14 protein-coding genes are annotated in these 15,821 nt (G+C 72.0%); 5 read left to right on the top strand and 9 right to left on the bottom strand.

All coding sequences use genetic code 11. The features are described from left to right. From tdh to C503_RS0121470, 5 genes are all read right to left on the bottom strand, one after another. A complete protein-coding gene (gene tdh / locus C503_RS0121450; RefSeq protein WP_018684278.1) occupies positions 1 to 1,026 on the bottom strand; it encodes an L-threonine 3-dehydrogenase in 1,026 nt (341 codons plus the stop codon). A 139-nt stretch (positions 1,027 to 1,165) separates the two neighbouring features. Continuing rightward, positions 1,166 to 1,798: a DUF1707 SHOCT-like domain-containing protein gene (locus C503_RS0121455; protein ID WP_018684279.1), complete on the bottom strand. Its 633-nt coding sequence runs from the start codon at positions 1,796 to 1,798 to the stop codon at positions 1,166 to 1,168. Further along, the gene (locus tag C503_RS0121460) at positions 1,795 to 2,445 is read right to left on the bottom strand and encodes a response regulator (protein ID WP_033400894.1); all 651 of its coding nucleotides are present in this window, start codon (positions 2,443 to 2,445) and stop codon (positions 1,795 to 1,797) included. The genes C503_RS0121455 and C503_RS0121460 overlap by 4 nt, the downstream gene beginning before the upstream one ends. A gap of 23 nt (positions 2,446 to 2,468) precedes the next feature. Then, a complete protein-coding gene (gene macS, locus C503_RS0121465) occupies positions 2,469 to 3,617 on the bottom strand; it encodes a MacS family sensor histidine kinase (RefSeq protein WP_018684281.1) in 1,149 nt (382 codons plus the stop codon). After that, positions 3,614 to 4,807 carry an AI-2E family transporter gene (locus C503_RS0121470; protein WP_018684282.1) on the bottom strand — a complete coding sequence of 398 codons (1,194 nt, stop codon included), beginning with the start codon at positions 4,805 to 4,807 and terminating at the stop codon, positions 3,614 to 3,616. The genes macS and C503_RS0121470 overlap by 4 nt, the downstream gene beginning before the upstream one ends. Positions 4,808 to 4,863: 56 nt before the next feature. Here C503_RS0121470 and C503_RS0121475 point away from each other — a divergent pair, with 56 nt between their 5' ends. The 3 genes from C503_RS0121475 to C503_RS0121485 all read left to right on the top strand — a co-directional run bounded on the left by C503_RS0121475 (position 4,864) and on the right by C503_RS0121485 (position 11,613). Further along, entirely contained in the window at positions 4,864 to 7,125 is a 2,262-nt protein-coding gene (locus tag C503_RS0121475) for a translocation/assembly module TamB domain-containing protein (protein ID WP_018684283.1), read from the top strand. 213 nt (positions 7,126 to 7,338) lie between these two features. Then, positions 7,339 to 8,256, top strand: coding sequence for a hypothetical protein (locus C503_RS0121480; protein ID WP_026316547.1), 918 nt, complete (start codon positions 7,339 to 7,341; stop codon positions 8,254 to 8,256). 213 nt (positions 8,257 to 8,469) lie between these two features. Further along, positions 8,470 to 11,613, top strand: a complete 3,144-nt coding sequence (locus C503_RS0121485) for a beta strand repeat-containing protein (protein WP_026316548.1) — start codon at positions 8,470 to 8,472, stop codon at positions 11,611 to 11,613. Between the two features lie 64 nt (positions 11,614 to 11,677). Here C503_RS0121485 and C503_RS0121490 read toward each other — a convergent pair whose 3' ends face one another. After that, complete coding sequence (locus C503_RS0121490) at positions 11,678 to 12,466, bottom strand: dioxygenase family protein (protein WP_018684285.1); 789 nt, start codon at positions 12,464 to 12,466, stop codon at positions 11,678 to 11,680. A 98-nt stretch (positions 12,467 to 12,564) separates the two neighbouring features. Here C503_RS0121490 and C503_RS0121495 point away from each other — a divergent pair, with 98 nt between their 5' ends. Next, on the top strand, positions 12,565 to 12,966 hold the full coding sequence (locus tag C503_RS0121495; RefSeq protein ID WP_018684286.1) for a hypothetical protein: 402 nt from the start codon (positions 12,565 to 12,567) through the stop codon (positions 12,964 to 12,966). Here the strand turns inward: C503_RS0121495 and C503_RS0121500 are convergent. After that, the gene (locus C503_RS0121500) at positions 12,963 to 13,340 is read right to left on the bottom strand and encodes a MarR family winged helix-turn-helix transcriptional regulator (protein ID WP_018684287.1); all 378 of its coding nucleotides are present in this window, start codon (positions 13,338 to 13,340) and stop codon (positions 12,963 to 12,965) included. The genes C503_RS0121495 and C503_RS0121500 overlap by 4 nt on opposite strands. Positions 13,341 to 13,390: 50 nt before the next feature. Between C503_RS0121500 and C503_RS0121505 the strand changes: the two genes are divergently transcribed. Continuing rightward, positions 13,391 to 13,834: a MarR family winged helix-turn-helix transcriptional regulator gene (locus C503_RS0121505; RefSeq protein WP_018684288.1), complete on the top strand. Its 444-nt coding sequence runs from the start codon at positions 13,391 to 13,393 to the stop codon at positions 13,832 to 13,834. A 217-nt stretch (positions 13,835 to 14,051) separates the two neighbouring features. On the opposite strand, the gene C503_RS0121510 is transcribed toward C503_RS0121505, so the two are convergent. Both C503_RS0121510 and C503_RS0121515 read right to left on the bottom strand, forming a co-directional pair. Next, the gene (locus C503_RS0121510) at positions 14,052 to 14,852 is read right to left on the bottom strand and encodes an ABC transporter permease (RefSeq protein WP_018684289.1); all 801 of its coding nucleotides are present in this window, start codon (positions 14,850 to 14,852) and stop codon (positions 14,052 to 14,054) included. Beyond that, positions 14,849 to 15,805 (bottom strand): daunorubicin resistance protein DrrA family ABC transporter ATP-binding protein, encoded by a 957-nt coding sequence (locus C503_RS0121515; RefSeq protein ID WP_018684290.1) that lies wholly within the window; start codon positions 15,803 to 15,805, stop codon positions 14,849 to 14,851. The genes C503_RS0121510 and C503_RS0121515 overlap by 4 nt, the downstream gene beginning before the upstream one ends. Positions 15,806 to 15,821 lie beyond the last annotated feature (16 nt).

A 15,821-nucleotide genomic window follows, 5' to 3' on the forward strand; every position in this document is an offset into this window, starting at 1 on the left:
CTAGTCCCAGTTCAGGATGACCTTGCCGCACTTCCCGCTGCGGGCGGTGGCGAAGGCCTCGGCGTGGTCGGTGTGGTCGAACCGGTGCGTGATCACCGGGGTGATGTCCAGCCCGGCCTGCAACAGCACGGACATGGCGTACCAGGTCTCGAACATCTCCCGGCCGTAGATGCCCTTGATCGTGATCATCTTCAGCACCACCGCGCTGAAGTCCACGGCGATCTCCCGTGCGGGCAGGCCGAGCATGGCGATCCGGCCGCCGTGCGTCATGTTGGCGATCATCTCGCGCAGCGCCGATGGCTGCCCGGACATCTCCATGCCGACGTCGAAGCCCTCCGACATGGCCAGCCCCGGGTACACCGCGGACACCGGGGTCGAGCCGACGTCCAGCGCCAGGTCCACGCCGATCTTGGCGGCCAGCTCCAGCCTGGGCGCGCTCACGTCGGTGATCACCACGTGCCGGGCGCCCGCGTGCCTGGCCACCGCGGCGGCCATCAGCCCGATCGGGCCCGCGCCGGTGATCAGCACGTCCTCGCCGAGCACCGGGAACGACAGCGCGGTGTGCACCGCGTTGCCGAACGGGTCGAAGATCGCGGCCACGTCCAGGTCGACCTCGTGCCGGTGCACCCAGGCGTTGGCCTCCGGCAGCACCGCGTACTCGGCGAACGCGCCGTTCGTGTGCACGCCCAGGCCCACCGTGTTGGCGCACAGGTGGCGCCGTCCGGCCAGGCAGTTGCGGCACTTCCCGCACACCAGGTGTCCCTCGCCGCTGACCAGGTCGCCGACCGCGACGGTGGTGACCGCCGCGCCGACCTCCACGACCCGGCCGACGAACTCGTGGCCGAGCACCAGCGGCGCGTGCACGGTCCGGGCGGCCCAGTCGTCCCAGGAGTCGATGTGCAGGTCGGTGCCGCAGATGCCGGTGCGCAGCACCCGCACCAGAACCTCACCAGGGCCGGGCGCGGGGTCGGGCACGTCCAGCAGTTCCAGGCCCGGTCCCGGGGCCGGTTTGACCAGTGCCTTCACGTCTCTGTCCTCCAGCGGGGGCGTCGTTGCCCCTGCCTCGGAGTCTCACCCCGTCATGCGGCGCGGTCCATCGGAAGTTTCTGCACTGCGTTGTGAGCGCGGCTGCACAGCCGATCGGGAGTGCGGGCGCTCGGGCAGCTCAGCTGCCGCCCCAGCTGACCTTCCACGGCCTGCGGATGGTGATCGGCCCCAGGTGGGTGTAGGAGGGGCGGCGGATGTGCACCGCGCCCGCTTTCACCCGACCGGTGAGGATGAACCGCGGTCCGCTCGCGCCACCGCCGCCCGACTTGTCCTCAACCGAGCCCGCCACGACCTCCACGCCGTGCGAGTCGCAGCTGGCGTTCGCGGGCAGCAGCAGGTCGACCGCGCCGCCCGCCACGTCCAGCCGGATGTGCACCTCGGCGTGCGAGATCACCGCCTCGGTGAAGTCGAACTCGCTGGAGCCCATCCGGTTGTGCACCGACATCTCCCGCGGCACCACCCACGGGCCCTCGCGCTTGCTCGACGACATCACCGTGCGGTACTCGATCGGCGGCACCGCGGTAGGGCTGCCGGGCTCGCGGTTGACCACCCCGGGCAGGTCGACCAGCACCGCGTTCAGCTCGGCGCGGGTCTTCGCCGCCAGCGCCGTGTCGGTGCGCGCGGTGAACTCGTCCAGGGTGAGCATGCCGTGGCCGATGGCCTTCTGCAGCACGCCGACGACGTGCTCGCGCTCGGCGTCGGACACCCGGAAGTCCCGCGGGCTGATCGGGGCGGGGGGCTCGCTGCTCACCCGTCCAGGTTAGCGTCCGGACCGGAGTCCAGGCCGTGTTCGATCGCGTACCTGGCCAGCTCGACGCGGTTGTGCAGCTGCAGCTTGCGCAGCGTCGACTGCACATGGTTCTCCACCGTGCGGTGCGAGAGCACCAGCCGGTCGGCTATCTGCCGCGCGGTCAGCCCCTTGGCGACCAGCCGCAGCACCTCGGTCTCCCGCTCGGTGAGCCGGGGCGCGGTGGTGTCCTCCGGCCCGGCCGCCATCCGCCGGTACTCCCCCAGCACCAGCCCGGCCAGCCCGGCGGTGAACACCGCGTCGCCCGCCGCGGTGCGGCCGACCGCGTCGACCAGCTCCTCCGCCGACGCCGATTTCACCAGGTAGCCGGAGGCGCCCGCCTTCACCGCCTCCAGCACGTCGCTGTGCTCGCCGCTGGCGGAGAGCACCAGCACCCGGGTGCCGGTCAGCCCGGAGGTGATCTCCCTGGTCGCGTCCACCCCGGACTCGGCGCCCAGGTTCAGGTCCATCAGCACCACGTCCGGCCGCACCGTGCGCGCGATGCGCACCGCCGAGGTGGCGTCGGCCGCGGTGGCGCGCACGTCGAACCCGCGTTCGGCCAGGTCCCTGGCCACCCCGTCGCGCCACATCGGGTGGTCGTCGACCACCATCACCGATACCGGTCCGCTCGTCGTCACCGCGCCCTCCCTGCGTTGGGGATCCGGATCTCCCACTCGGTGCCCACCCGCGGCCCCGTCTCCAGGTGCACCGACCCGCCCAGCTCGGCCACCCGGCCGCGGATGGAGCGGGCGATGCCGAGCCTGCCTTCGGACTCGGCCGCGGCGAGCCTGCCTGCCGGGATGCCCACCCCGTCGTCGCGCACGCTCAGCACGATCTCCGCGCCAAGGTCCTCCAGCAGCACCCAGGCCCGCGCGGTCGCGCCCGCGTGCCGGTCCACGTTCTCCAGCGCCTCGCGCACCAGGAAGGCCAGCTCGGCGGCGGCCGACTCGGCGACCATGACCGGGGTGCCGGGCACCGACACCTGGTGCCGGTCGGTCATCAGCACCTGCAGCCGGGGCCGCAGGTCCGCGCGGCCGTTGTCGGTCTCCAGCGGCGCGGCGGCGACTAACGCCCGCAGCGCCACCTCCTGCCGACCGGCGAGCTCGGCCAGCTCGGCCGCCTCGCCGCCCAGCTCGCGGCCGCGCTTGCGGACCCTGGCCAGCACCTGCAGCACGCTGTCGTGGATGGTCCTGGCCAGCCGCTCCCGCTCGGCGGTGGCCGCCTCCGCGCGCATCGCCATGGCCAGCCGCTCGGCCGACTGCTTCGAGGTGGTCGAGGCCAGCCCGACCACGAACCCGATGCCGACCAGCAGGACCAGGTCCCGGGTCAGGTCGGTGTCGACGTAGCCGCGCACGCCGTAGTTGAACAGCGACACCACCGCGCCGAACGCCGTGCCGCCGACCATGCCGGAGCGCACCGCGCCCACCGCCACCACCGCGGTCACCCAGATCGTGGTCACCAGCGGCACCGCTGTCACGGTCCGCTGCTGGTCGGTCAGCACCAGCCGGGACGCGGACATCAACAGGCAGCACAGGCCAAGGTCGACGATGGTGAACCAGAGCCGGACCCGGTCCATCCGCAGGTAGACCAGGGAGGTGGCGAGCGTCCACACCGCCATCGCGGCGATCGTCACCCAGGCCAACGCGGCGCTCGCGTACTCGCCGCCGTGCTGGACCACCACGGCGGCGGCGAACAGCAACGTGATCACCCGCAGCAGGACCGACGCACGCCATAGGGGCTTGAGCGCGTCCTTGCGCACCGAGCCTGCCGTCGCGCGGGTCATGGTCCGGCAGGCTCCGGGTACTCCTCGTCGTCGTCCACCGCGTTGGGCTGTGAACCGGCGTCGTCGAGCACGTCCACCTGGTCCGGATCCGTACCGCCCTCGTTGATCAGCGAGCGGATGCCCGCGTTGAGCACGGCCAGCAGCGGCACCGACAACAGCGCGCCCGCGATGCCCGCGGCCAGCAGGCCGACGCCGATGGCCAGCACGACCGCCAGCGGGTGCAGCTTCACCGCCCGGCCGAGCAGCCACGGCTGCAGCACATGGCTCTCGATCTGCATGATGCCGATCACGATCGCCAGCACCACCAGCGCGGACACGAACCCGTTGGCGACCAGCGCGATCAGCACCGCCACGGTGCCCGCCACCAGCGCCCCGATGATCGGGATGAACGCGGTGAGGAACACCAGCGCGGCCAGCGGCACCACCAGCGGCACGCCGACGATCCACAGTCCGATGCCGATGCCGACCGCGTCGAACACGGCCACCGCCGCGGTCGCCCGCACGTAGCTGACCAGCGAGGAGAAGCCGCGCTTGCCCGCCACGTCGACCCGGTCGCGGACCGGGGCGGGCACCGCGCGGACCACGAACCGCCAGATGCCGCCGCCGTCGAACAGGAAGAAGATCAGGATGAACAGGGTCAGCAGCAGCCCGGTGAGCACCTCGCCGATGGTCGCCGCGGTGGTGATGGCGCCCGAGGTGATCGCCGACTGGTTGGTCTTGATGGTGTCGATGGCGTTCTGGATGAACGACTGGATCTGGTCCTTGCGCAGGTGCAGCGGGCCATTGGACAGCCAGTCCTTGATCGCGTCGAGACTGTGGTTGACCTGGTCCTGCAGCTGCGGCAGGCCGCTGGTGAACTCGGTGATGACGAAGGTCAGCACGCCGCCGACGATGGCCAGCCCGCCGATCAGCACGATCGCGGTGGCCAGCGCCCGCGGCACCCGCCACTCGACCAGCTTGCTCACGCCAGGGGCCATCAGCGCCGCGAGCAGTAAAGCGATCGCCACCGGGATCACCACGTGGGCGAAGTAGCCCAGCAGCCAGATGACCACGTACAGCGCGCCGATGATCACCAGGAACCGCCAGGACAGCGCGGCGGCCACCCGGAGGCCCTTGGGCACCAGCGGGGTGACGTCGTTGTTCGGGAGCGTGGCGCGGTGCTTGAGCCCCGCGACGCGGTTTCTGCTCATCGCCGATCACGGTAATCGCTCATACCGCCCCCCGGTGAGGAATCTCGTCTGATGTGATGGCGGTCGTGACCGACCTCGCGACCGGCTACGTCCCCGCCGGGGAGCTGACCCAAACCGAACGGGCCGTCCGTGACTCGTTCGGGACCGGGGTCCGGCTCGACCTGTCCGGCCGGGCGGACCGCCGGGTGCGCGGCGAGGTGCTGGCCGCGCTGCTGACCGGCGGCTACCCGCTCGGGGTCGGTGCGATGCCCGCGCTGCGGCTGGACGGGGCCCGGATCACCGGCCGGGTGGACCTGGAAGGCCGGGTGGTGGCCGCGGTGATCACGCTGCGCCGCTGCGAGTTCGAGCACCCGCCGGTGCTGCGGATGGCCCGGCTGGTCGCGTTGAGCCTGCGTGGCTGCCACGTGCCCGCGCTGTACGCGCGGAACCTGCGGGTGGGCAGTGACCTGCTGTTGGAGGCCGGGTTCACCTGCGACGGTGTGCTGGACCTGACCGACGCAACGGTCGATGGCACGCTGCGGCTGGCGGGCGCGGTCCTGCGCAACCCGGGCGCGGCCGCGCTGCTCGGTGCCCGATTACGGATCTCCGGGTCGATCCAGGCGATCGCCATGCAGTCGTTCGGCGAGCTGCGGCTGCGCGGGGCGAACGTCGGCGGCAGCGTGCACCTCACCGGCGCGCAGCTGGCCGACCCCTCGGGGACCGCGCTGGAGGCGGCCGGGATGGTCGTGGCGGGCAACCTGTTCTGCGACGCGGGCGGTGGCCGGTTCGACGCGGCGGGCACGGTCAACCTGTCCGGCGCGCGCATCGGCGGGGACGCGGTGTTCTCCGGCGCCCAGCTGCGCGACGCCCGCGCGGGCGACGGCCAGGTGCTGGTGACACCGCGTGGCTCGGTGGAGGACCATCACGTGCTCGACGCCGACCGGCTGCGGGTGGACGGTGACGTGAAGCTGGACGCCGGGTTCACCGCGGACGGGTCGGTCGGCCTGCGCGGCGCCCAGATCGGCGGCCACCTGCTGTTGTCCGGCGCCACCATCGGCCCGCGCGCCGCGTTGCCCGCGTTGGTGCGGGCGTTCGCGGCGGGCGAGTCGGTCGACCGGGTGCCGGTGGCGCTGGTGGCGGACGGGGTCGAGGTGCGTGGGGATGTGGAGGCGCGCGGCAGCAGGCTGGGTCGGATCGACTCGGACGGCGACGTGCGCACCGCGTTCCGCGCGTACGGCCAGGTCCGGTTGGTGGATGCCTACGTGCACGGCAGTGCCGGTCTGTCCCGCGCACGTCTGCGCGGTCCCGGTATCGATGTGCTGTTCGCGGACCGATTGCGCGTGGGCGGCACCTTGTTTCTGCGCAAGGTGCGCGCCAGCGGTTCTATCCGACTGCAGAACGCGCACATCGGATCGAGCCTGGACTGCTCCGGCGCGCATCTCACCAAGCCGCGACTACGACCCAACGGTTCGATCAAACCCTCCCTGGACGCGCGCGTCGCCACAGTGGGCAAGGACCTGCTGTGCAGTTACGGGTTCCGCGCGATCGGCGGTGTCCGCGTGCGGCTGGTCGAGGTCGGCAAGATGGCCACCTTCGAAGGCGCGCGCCTGGGCGGTCGCTCCAGGCCCGGTCAGGCGGTGGCCGACAAGGTGTTGTCCGCCTACGGGCTCACCGCGCAGGAACTGGTTCTCCGCTTCCCCGAGCGCCGCCCGCCGATCGGCATGGTGATCCTCACCCGCGCGTCCGTGGTGTCGGTGATCGACGGGGCCGGGCTGTGGGCCGCCCGCGGCGGGGTCGAGCTGGAGGACTTCACGTTCACCGCGCTCGCCGCGGTGCCCGAGGTGTCGGTGCGGACCCGGCTGGCCTGGCTGCGCGCGGTGCAGCCGGACTTCGCGCCCGGCCCGTACGAGCGGCTGGCGGCGGTCTACTCGGACGGTGGCCAGGAGGAGCTGGCGCAGAAGGTCAACCTGGAGCGCCAGCGCCGCCGCTACGCCGAGCTGCACTGGGCTGGTCGGCTGTGGGGGCGGTTGCAGGACGTGACCGTCGGCTACGGCTACCGGCCGTGGCTGGCCATGGTGTGGCTCGCGCTGTTCTGGTTGCTGGGCACGCTGTGGTTCGGCGGGCACGTGATGGAGAAGCTGGACGCCGACACCAACCCGGTGTGGAACCCGCCGCTGCTGGCCACCGACCTGCTGCTGCCCATCATCGACCTGGGCCAGGACAACAAGTGGCGGATGGTCGGTGCCTCGCAGTGGATCTCCGGCGGGCTCATCGCGGTCGGCTGGATCCTGGCCACCACGGCGGCCGCAGGCGCGACCCGGGTGCTCAAGCGCGGCTGAGCGGCCTGTGGACAAGTGTTGACGGATTCTCACGATCACCTGCGATAGTCACGGATCGTAGCCTGTGGAAACACTCTGTGTTCGTCACACGATCCGGTGGGCATCCGGAGTCACGCGTGCGTCACGGTGCGTTCCGATGAAAGTGTCTGGCGGTGCACGGCGGCCCCGTCGTGCGACACCGGGACTCCATCGGGAAGGACGGGTACCCGCATCGTGGACCAGCAGCCGAGAGAGACGACCGCCCTGCGGCGCGCGCTCTCCCGCACCCTGCTCGTCCTGGGCGGCACGCTCGCCAGTACGGCGGCGGCCTGGGCGATCTCGACGGCCACCGCGGCCGCCGACACCGCCAACCCCGCCGACCTTTCCGACGACCTGCGGGCCGTGGTCGGGTCGGTCGCCACGCTCGGTCAGCCCGCCCCGGCGGGTGACCAGCAGACCGTTCCCGTCCTGGACCGTGTCGGTGTCCTCGTCGACCACCCAGTGGCCGACCGGATGACGGCCTCGTTGGCCAGTACCGGCAACCAGGCCGCGCAGGCGGTGGACAAGTTCGGCAAGGACGTCGCCGAGCAGCTGTCCACCCCGGCACTCGCGCAGACCGCACAGTCCGCGCCGACCGGGCTCGACCTGTCCGGCGCGACCATGCCTGGTCGACTCGGGCAGTTCGTCCGGGACCTGGGCCAGATCGGCACAGCCGGTCAGCACGACACGATCCCGGCCGCCGAGGCCCGTTCCGGCGTCGAGCCGCTCGGTGCCCCGGCCCCCGAGGTCGTGACCACCCTCACCCCCGCCGTCCCGACCGCCGAGGAAGTCACCGGCAAGGTCGGACGGTTCGCGGTGGGCCGCCCCGCGCGCGTCGATGGCGATCTCGCGGAGCAGCGCGGTTCCCCGGGGACGACCCGTGAGCCGGTCGCCCCCGGCCTGCCCACCGGCCCCGCCCCGTTGGCGCCGTTGAGCACCCCCGCCCCCGCCACCACCGGGCACTCCGGTGGCGGCACGGCGGACTTTCTCGGCCACAGCCTGGTCATCGCGGTGCCCGCGAGCGCGGGCAGCGACCAGGGCCGCGCCCAGCGCACCGCCCCGGTCCTGGTGCTTGCCACCACCGAACCGCAGCCGGGCGTCACACCCGACTGATCCACCCACGCGGCCGAGGAGCGCACCGCTCCCGCCGGGTACGCGCGCACGTCCGCCGTTCCCGGGCCGCGTCCTCTGCCGCGGGGTTTCCCCGCACCCCCGAAATACGCGGATGACCGCCCGCCGCCAATCGCGCCTCGGCGCCCGGTCACCCGCGCGGCGCCCCGACACGGGGCAGCCGATCCCGCACCACCTATGAAGGAGAAACACCAGATGCAGACCTGGGCGAAGCGCGGTTTCCAGACCGCGCTGGTCACCGGTGGCTTGCTCATGCTGGGCACCGGCATCGCGTCGGCTGACGACAACGTCAACCCCGACACCCCCGCTTCCGCGCTCGACGCGCACATCGTGGTCGACGCCAAGGTCCACGACAACGCGATCGGCACCGTGCTCGGCGACAGCCGCCTGCCGGACGTCAACCGCACGATCTCCACCAGCCCGCGGGAGCTGCTCAACGCGACCCCCGTCGGCGCGCTGGCCACCCCCGTACTGGACGACGCCTCCGAGCGCCTGCTGACCGGCACGGACGCGCCGCTGCGCGGCAACAAGATCGTCGGCGACGTGGTCGTCCCGGTCGACGTGTCCGGCAACGCGATCGCGCTGACCGGCGACGCCGAGTCCACCACCGACTCGACGCAGACCACCGAGCTGTCCACGCCCGTCGGCACCAGCGGCGAGGACCGCGCCATCGCGGGCAACGTGGTCGACCTCGACTACGCCGCGCCGATCCAGGTGACCGGCAACGCGATCGGCGCCATCGGCAACGCGAAGACGCACAACACCGCGTCGCAGACGACCACCGCCGACGGCGACATCACCACCGACGGGCAGTACGGCACGCTCGCGGGCAACGTCGTCGCCCCGCAGCTCACCACCCCGGTGCAGGGCAACGGCAACGCGGTCGCGGTCATCGGCAACGCCGACGCGGTCTCGGACACCACGTCCACCAGCACCGTCGGTGGCGTCATCCGCACCGACGGCGGCCAGTCGACGCTGTCCGGCAACGGCGCGGCCATCCCGCTGGCCGCCCCGGTCCGCGCGACCGGCCAGGCCCTCAACGTGATCGGCAACGCGCACTCGGAGTCGACCAACTCCACCAGCGCGCAGGCCGGTGCGGAGGCCCCCGACTTCAACAACAACCCGACCTACGTCTTCTCGAACGGCATCGAGTCGACCGGCGGCGGCAACATCGCGCAGACCCCGTTCTCCACCCCGGTGACCGTCGACTGCGCGGTGGGCGGCCTGGTCGGCAACGCGGGCGGCACCTGCACCAGCGACGTCACCAGCGTCGCGGGCGGCGGCAACCGCAGCTGGGGCAACGACTCCGTGCTCGGCGGCGCCATCGCGGCCACCGGCACCGCGGCCCCGGTCAGCGTGATCGGCTCGGCGGCAGGCGTCCTGGAGAACGTGTCCACCGACCAGAACAACACGGTGAACACCATCGCGGGCGGGCACAGCCGCACCCGCGGCGAGGACGGCGTGCTGTCCGGTTCGCTGGCGAACCTGTCGACGTCGGCCCCGATCGACTCGTGCGCCAACGGCGGCGCCATCGCAGGCGACTCGGACATCGCCTGCTCCAACATCACCACCACCGGCGCGGGCGGCGACGCGGGTTCCACCGGCGACGACTCGGTCGGCGGCGGCAACGGCGCGGACGTCCCGGTCAGCGTCCCGGTCGAGCTGATCAGCAACGGCTTCGACGCGCTCGGCGACGGCGACATCTCGGCCACCGAGAGCAAGTTCTCGGCCGCGGGCGGCGACGCCAACACCGCCGACGACGACGCGGTGCTGGCCGCCAACATGATCACCGCCCCGGTCGTTGCGCCGGTGCAGGCGTTCGGCAACGTGATCGGCGCCGCCGCGAACACCGACAGCGACACCGCGCTGGAGAACCAGATCAGCGCGGGCGGCCCGGCGGTCGGCTCCGGCGTCGGCGGCACCGGCTCCGGCAACCTGGTCAACACCCCGGCCGTGCTGCCGGTGCAGGCGTTCGGCCTTGGCGCCACCGCGATCGGCGACGGCAAGGCGGTCGCCTCCAACGTGACCTCCACGTCCGCGGGCGGCTCGTCCACCAGCGACGGCACCGACGGCACGCTGTCCGGCAACGTCGTGCACGGCCCGATCGCGGGCGCGATCCAGCCGTTCGGCTCCTCGGTCGCGCTGCTCGGCGACAACACCGCCACCGCGGACAACACCCTGGACATGCTGGCGGGCGGCGGCGCCGACACCACCGGCGAGGACGGCTTCGGCTCCGGCAACCTCATCGCCCCGCAGGCCCTGCCGGTCGTGCAGGCGTTCGGCGACGCGGTGTCCGGTGTCGGCGGCGACAACGTGGCGCACTCGTCCAGCACCACCACCGGCACCACCGGCGGTGACCTGAACACCAACGGCGACGACGGCTTCCTGTCCGGCAACCTCGCCGACGTGCCCGCCATCGTCGCGGCCCAGCCGCACGGCGACGCGGTCTCCGCGATCGGCAGCGACGCGATCGGCGTGTCGAACAACGACATCACCGGCCAGGCCGGTGGCACCTCCACCACCTCCGGCCACGACGGCAGCCTCAGCGGTATCGACCTGACCGCCCCGGTCAAGGGCAACGCGCCGGTGCGGGACGTGCCGGTCGAGGTGCTCGCGGACGCGCTGACCAGCGCGACCCAGAGCAGCGACCTGACCGTCGGCGAGCACCACGACACCGACCAGGACGGCGCGCTGCGCCTGCCGGAGGCCGGTGGCCTCGGCGTCACCGAGGTGCCGTCGCTGCTGAGCGGCCTGCCGATGGCCCGCTCCGCGATGCCCCGCTCGGCCATGGGCAACCCGCTGGGCAACCCGCTCGGTGGCCTGCTGGGCGGTGGTTCGTCGAACCCGCTGACCAGCCCGCTGACCGGCGGCCTGAGCACCGGCAGCCTGACCGGCGCGCTGCCCACCAGCGACCTGCTGCACGGCCTGCCGGTCGGCGGCGGCCTGCCCGTGGCGGGCGGCCTGGCCAACGGCCTGCCGATGGCGGGTGGCCTGCCGGTCGCCGGTGACCTGACCGGTGGCCTGCCGGTGCACGTGGTCCCGGGGGTCGGCCGTTCCTCGGTCAGCCGCTCGGGCGTGCCGTCGCTGCCCGCGGTCCCGGCCCTGCCCGCGGTCTCGTCGGTCCCGGGCCTGGACAACCTGTCCGGTGCCTTCGCGGGCAACCTGTTCGAGGCGCCGTCGCTCGGTCACCTGCCGGTGCAGGCCCCGATCCAGGCGCCCGCGCTGAACGGTGTGCAGACCCCGGCACTGTCCGGTTTGGACGCCACCTCGGCGCTGCCGGGCGTCTCCTCGCTGACCGACACCCGGTCGCGGCTGGCGAACCTGTTCGACCTGGGCTGACCTAGTCCTGTTCGGATAGACCGAGACCGGCCCGGGAGCACGACTCCCGGGCCGGTCTCGCGTCTCAGTCGAACTGCCAGGACCGCTTGGCCAGGCCGTACCAGAAGCCGTCGATCACCGCGCGCTGTTCCCGCAGGGAGTCCACGCTCGCGCCGAGGGACACGAACAGCGGCGCGAAGTGCTCGGTGCGCGGGTGCGCGAGTCGGGCGGCGGGGGCCTTGCGCTGGAAGTCGATCAGCGCGTCCAGGTCGTGCGTGGCGATCGCCCGGTCGCCCCAGTCGTCGAACTCGCTGGACCAGCCGGGCGGTTCGTGCCCAGGGTCGCGGCTCATGCTCACGTCGGACAGGTTGTGCGTGAAGAACCCGCTGCCGATGATCAGCACGCCCTCGTCGCGCAGCGGCGCCAGCCTGCGGCCCAACTCGACCAGCCGGGCGGGGTCGAGGGTGGGCATGGAGATCTGCAGCACCGGCACGTCGGCGGCCGGGAACATCTCGACCAGCGGGACGTAGGCGCCATGGTCAAGGCCGCGCTCGGGATCGTGCGCCACCGGGGTGTCGTGCGCGCGCAGCAGCTTGCGCACCTTCTCGGCCAGCTCGGGTGCGCCGGGCGCGGGGTAGCGCACGCGGTAGTACCGCTCGGGAAAGCCCCAGAAGTCGTAGGTCAGCGGCACGGTCTCGGTGGCGCCCAGGGTGAGCGGCGCGTCCTCCCAGTGCGCTGACACGATCAGGATCGCGGTCGGTTTCGCCAGGTCGGCCGACCAGTTCGCCAACTGCCCGGTCCACAGCGCGTCGTCGGCGAGCGGGGGCGCGCCGTGGCTCAGGTAGAGCACGGGCTGCCGGGTGGGTGTGGTCATGGGATCCCCCGCATGGGTGTTGGTTGAACTTTAAACAACATACCCGACGCTTGCCGGTCCGGCAGTATTCCCGCGACCGAACTCACCCGGAGTTGCCCATGCGCAAGATCCCCACACTTTTCCAGCGCGATCCCGATGACCGGGCACACGTGCTGCCCGAGCCGCACCCCGACTGCCGCTGGGTCCTCGCGGGCGAGGGCATGCCCACCCGCAAGTTCGACGGCACCTGCGTCCTGCTCGACGAGGACGGCGTCTGGTGGGCGCGGCGCGAGGTCAAGCCGGGCAAGCAGGCCCCGGACGGCTACCGGCCGGTGGAGACCGACCAGGTCACCGGCAAGACCATGGGCTGGGAGCCGATCGGGCGGTCGGCCTTCGCCAAGTACTTCACCGAGGCACTCGCCGACCTGCCACGCGACTTCGCGGGCCTGCGCGCCTGGCTGATGGCCCACCCCGACGGCCGCATGACCAAGCTCAAGCGCCGCGACTTCCCGTCCGCCTAGGGACTGAGGTTCGCGGCCATTCGTTCCAGGGTGCGGACGGCGGCGGCGTACTCGTCGTCGCTGATGCCCGTGACGACCTTGGCGCGTAGGCGGTCCACCTGGGTGGCGGTCTCCGTGCGGTGGGCCAGACCCGCGGCGGTGAGTTCGATGGTGCTGCCGCGGCTGGCCCAGCCTGCCTCGACCAGGGTGTCGATGACCGGGGCGGTGGTGGGCAGGAACGGTGCCATGGTCCGGTCCACCTCCTCCTGGGTGCCGGGCAGGGCGTTGAGCACCTGCCACTGCCTGCGGGTCAGCCCGGCGGTGCCGAGCTCCTGTTCAAACCCGGCCTCGATCAGCCGGTCCAACTCCTTGAGCCAGTACCCGATCGGTCGCATGACGCCTCCGAGGTGTATGTATATGGACATGTATATGTAAGATGACATGTATGGACGACGAGGCAAGCTCGATCGCGGACGTGGAACGCTCGATGGTGGCGATCCGGCGGTTGCAGAACCGCCGTGCCCTTGCCGGGCTGAGCGGCGCCCCGGACCCATGGCTGACGGCAGTCGTCGACGTCGTCGAGGAGAACGAAACCTGCACGGTCGGCGCCGTCGCGACCGCGCTATCCGTCGACCAACCGCGCGCCAGCCGCCTGGTCGCACGCGCGGTCGAGGCGGGGCTGGTGTGCAGGATGGCGGATCAAGCCGACGCCCGCCGGACGCTTCTGGAACTCACCGCCGAGGGCCGCGCTCACGCGGAGACCGTGCACGCCTTCCGCCGCGCCACCTTCGGCCGGGCCATGGCGGACTGGCCCGCTGACCGACAGGCCCAGTTCGCCGCCCTACTCGCCGACTTCGTCGCGTCCTACACGGCCCTGGTCAAGCAGTAGATCCGCTACCGTTCCGACCAGCCGGACTGTGTCTCATCTCGGAGTTCGGACAGGGAGTCCATGGCGATGGCCAGGCAAGACGCGGGTCCACGCGAAGTACTGGAGCGCTGGCTGGCAAGACCTGGTGAGACCCGGGCGACGACGAAGGCCGCGCGGCATCTGCTCGCGCGGCCTTCGGATGGTCGGGGATCCGGTTGTCCCGTCGGGACTTCGGCGGTCAGTGGGCGGACTCGCGGTTGAACAGGCGCTTCGACCACAGGTAGCCGCCCAGGGCGATGACGGCGCACCAGCCGAGCGCGAGCCACGCGTTGTTGCCGAGCGGCCGGTCCATCAGCAGCCCGCGCAGCGTCTCGATGATCGGGGTGAACGGCTGGTACTCGGCGAACCAGCGCAGCCCGGCAGGCATGGAGTCGGTGGGGACGAAGCCGCTGCCAAGGAACGGCAGGAACATCAGCGGCATGGGCAGGTTGCTGGCCGCCTCCACGCTCTTGCTCACCTGGCCGAGCGCGACGCACAGCCAGACCAGGGCGAAGGTCAGCACCATAAGGAAACCCGCGGTGGCCAGCCAGCCGCCCAGGCCCGCGGTGGGGCGGAAGCCGACCAGCACGGCGACGCCGGTCACGATCGCCACGCCGAACACCGCCTGGATGACGCTGCCCAGGACGTGGCCGGTCAGCACCGACACGCGGGCGACGTGCATGGTGCGGAACCGGGCGATGATGCCCTCGGTCATGTCCATGGCCACCGAGATCGCGGTGCCCTGGACGGTGGTGGTCACGGTCATCAGGATGATCGCGGGCGCCACGTAGTTGGCGTAGTCGGCGCGGCCGCCGCCGAGACCGGCGCCGAGGGTGCCGCCGAAGACGTAGACGAACAGCAGCAGGAAGACGATCGGCATGCCGACGAGTAACACCGTCATCGACGGGTAGCGGAGCAGGCGCTTGAGGTTGCGGCGCAGCATTGTGGCCGAGTCGCGCAGTCGGTGGAAGCGGAGATCGGGACTGGCCAGGGTGGTCATCGGGGAGTCACCTTCTGGTCGGAGGGGCCGGTGAGGGCGAGGAAGACGTCGTCGAGGTCGGGGGTGTGCACGGACAGCTCGTCGACCTCGATGGCCCGCTGGTCCAGGTGGTCGATCAGGCCCTTCAGCGCGCGCAGGCTGCCGTCGCTGGGTACCCGCAGGGTGAGCGCGTCGCCGTCGCGGGTGGCCTGGCCCAGTGCGCGCATGGCCGTGTCGAGGCCCGGCGCGTCGGCGAACCGCAGGCGGATGTGACCGCCGGGGATGCGGCGTTTCAGCTGGTCCGCCGTGCCTTCGGCGACGAGCCTGCCGCGGTCGAGGACGGCGATCCGGTCGGCCAGCTCGTCCGCCTCCTCCAGGTACTGCGTGGTCAGGAAGATGGTGACGCCGTCGGCGACCAGCTCCCGGACGATCCGCCACATGCCCCGCCTGCTGCGCGGGTCCAGGCCGGTGGTCGGCTCGTCCAGGAAGATCACCTGGGGCCTGCCGACCAGGGTCATCGCCAGGTCGAGCCTGCGCCGCATGCCACCGGAGTAGGTGGATACGGGCTTCCTGGCCGCGTCGGTCAGGTCGAACCGGTCGAGCAGCAGCGCGGTGCGTTGCCGCCGCTCGCCGCGCCCGAGATGGTGCAGATCGGCCATCAGCAGCAGGTTCTCCTGGCCGGTGAGCAGGTTGTCGACCGCGGAGAACTGGCCGGTGACCCCGATCGCGGCCCGCACCGCGTCCGGTTCGCGGACGAGGTCGTGCCCGGCGACCTGGACCTCGCCCGCGTCCGGACTGAGCAAAGTGGACAGAATCTTGACCGTGGTGGTCTTGCCCGCGCCGTTCGCGCCGAGCAGCGAGAAGACCGTGCCGCGCGGCACATCCAGGTCGAGGCCGTCGAGCACGACGTGGTCGCCGAACGACTTCCGCAGGCCGGTCGCGGCGATGGCCGCCCGGGATCGCTTGTCGGACATGGGTTTTCCTCTCGGT

The sequence above is a fragment of the Actinokineospora enzanensis DSM 44649 genome, assembly GCF_000374445.1.
Lineage (GTDB): Bacteria > Actinomycetota > Actinomycetes > Mycobacteriales > Pseudonocardiaceae > Actinokineospora > Actinokineospora enzanensis.

Excerpts from the sequence above, each read along its gene's own strand:
- C503_RS0121460 (WP_033400894.1), bottom strand. The coding sequence starts at position 2,445 with ATGGTGGTCGACGACCACCCGATGTGGCGCGACGGGGTGGCCAGGGAC.
- macS (WP_018684281.1), bottom strand. The coding sequence starts at position 3,617 with ATGACCCGCGCGACGGCAGGCTCGGTGCGCAAGGACGCGCTCAAGCCC.
- C503_RS0121470 (WP_018684282.1), bottom strand. The coding sequence starts at position 4,807 with ATGAGCAGAAACCGCGTCGCGGGGCTCAAGCACCGCGCCACGCTCCCG.
- C503_RS0121475 (WP_018684283.1), top strand. The coding sequence starts at position 4,864 with ATGGCGGTCGTGACCGACCTCGCGACCGGCTACGTCCCCGCCGGGGAG.
- C503_RS0121485 (WP_026316548.1), top strand. The coding sequence starts at position 8,470 with ATGCAGACCTGGGCGAAGCGCGGTTTCCAGACCGCGCTGGTCACCGGT.
- C503_RS0121490 (WP_018684285.1), bottom strand. The coding sequence starts at position 12,466 with ATGACCACACCCACCCGGCAGCCCGTGCTCTACCTGAGCCACGGCGCG.
- C503_RS0121495 (WP_018684286.1), top strand. The coding sequence starts at position 12,565 with ATGCGCAAGATCCCCACACTTTTCCAGCGCGATCCCGATGACCGGGCA.
- C503_RS0121500 (WP_018684287.1), bottom strand. The coding sequence starts at position 13,340 with ATGCGACCGATCGGGTACTGGCTCAAGGAGTTGGACCGGCTGATCGAG.
- C503_RS0121505 (WP_018684288.1), top strand. The coding sequence starts at position 13,391 with ATGGACGACGAGGCAAGCTCGATCGCGGACGTGGAACGCTCGATGGTG.
- C503_RS0121510 (WP_018684289.1), bottom strand. The coding sequence starts at position 14,852 with ATGACCACCCTGGCCAGTCCCGATCTCCGCTTCCACCGACTGCGCGAC.
- C503_RS0121515 (WP_018684290.1), bottom strand. The coding sequence starts at position 15,805 with ATGTCCGACAAGCGATCCCGGGCGGCCATCGCCGCGACCGGCCTGCGG.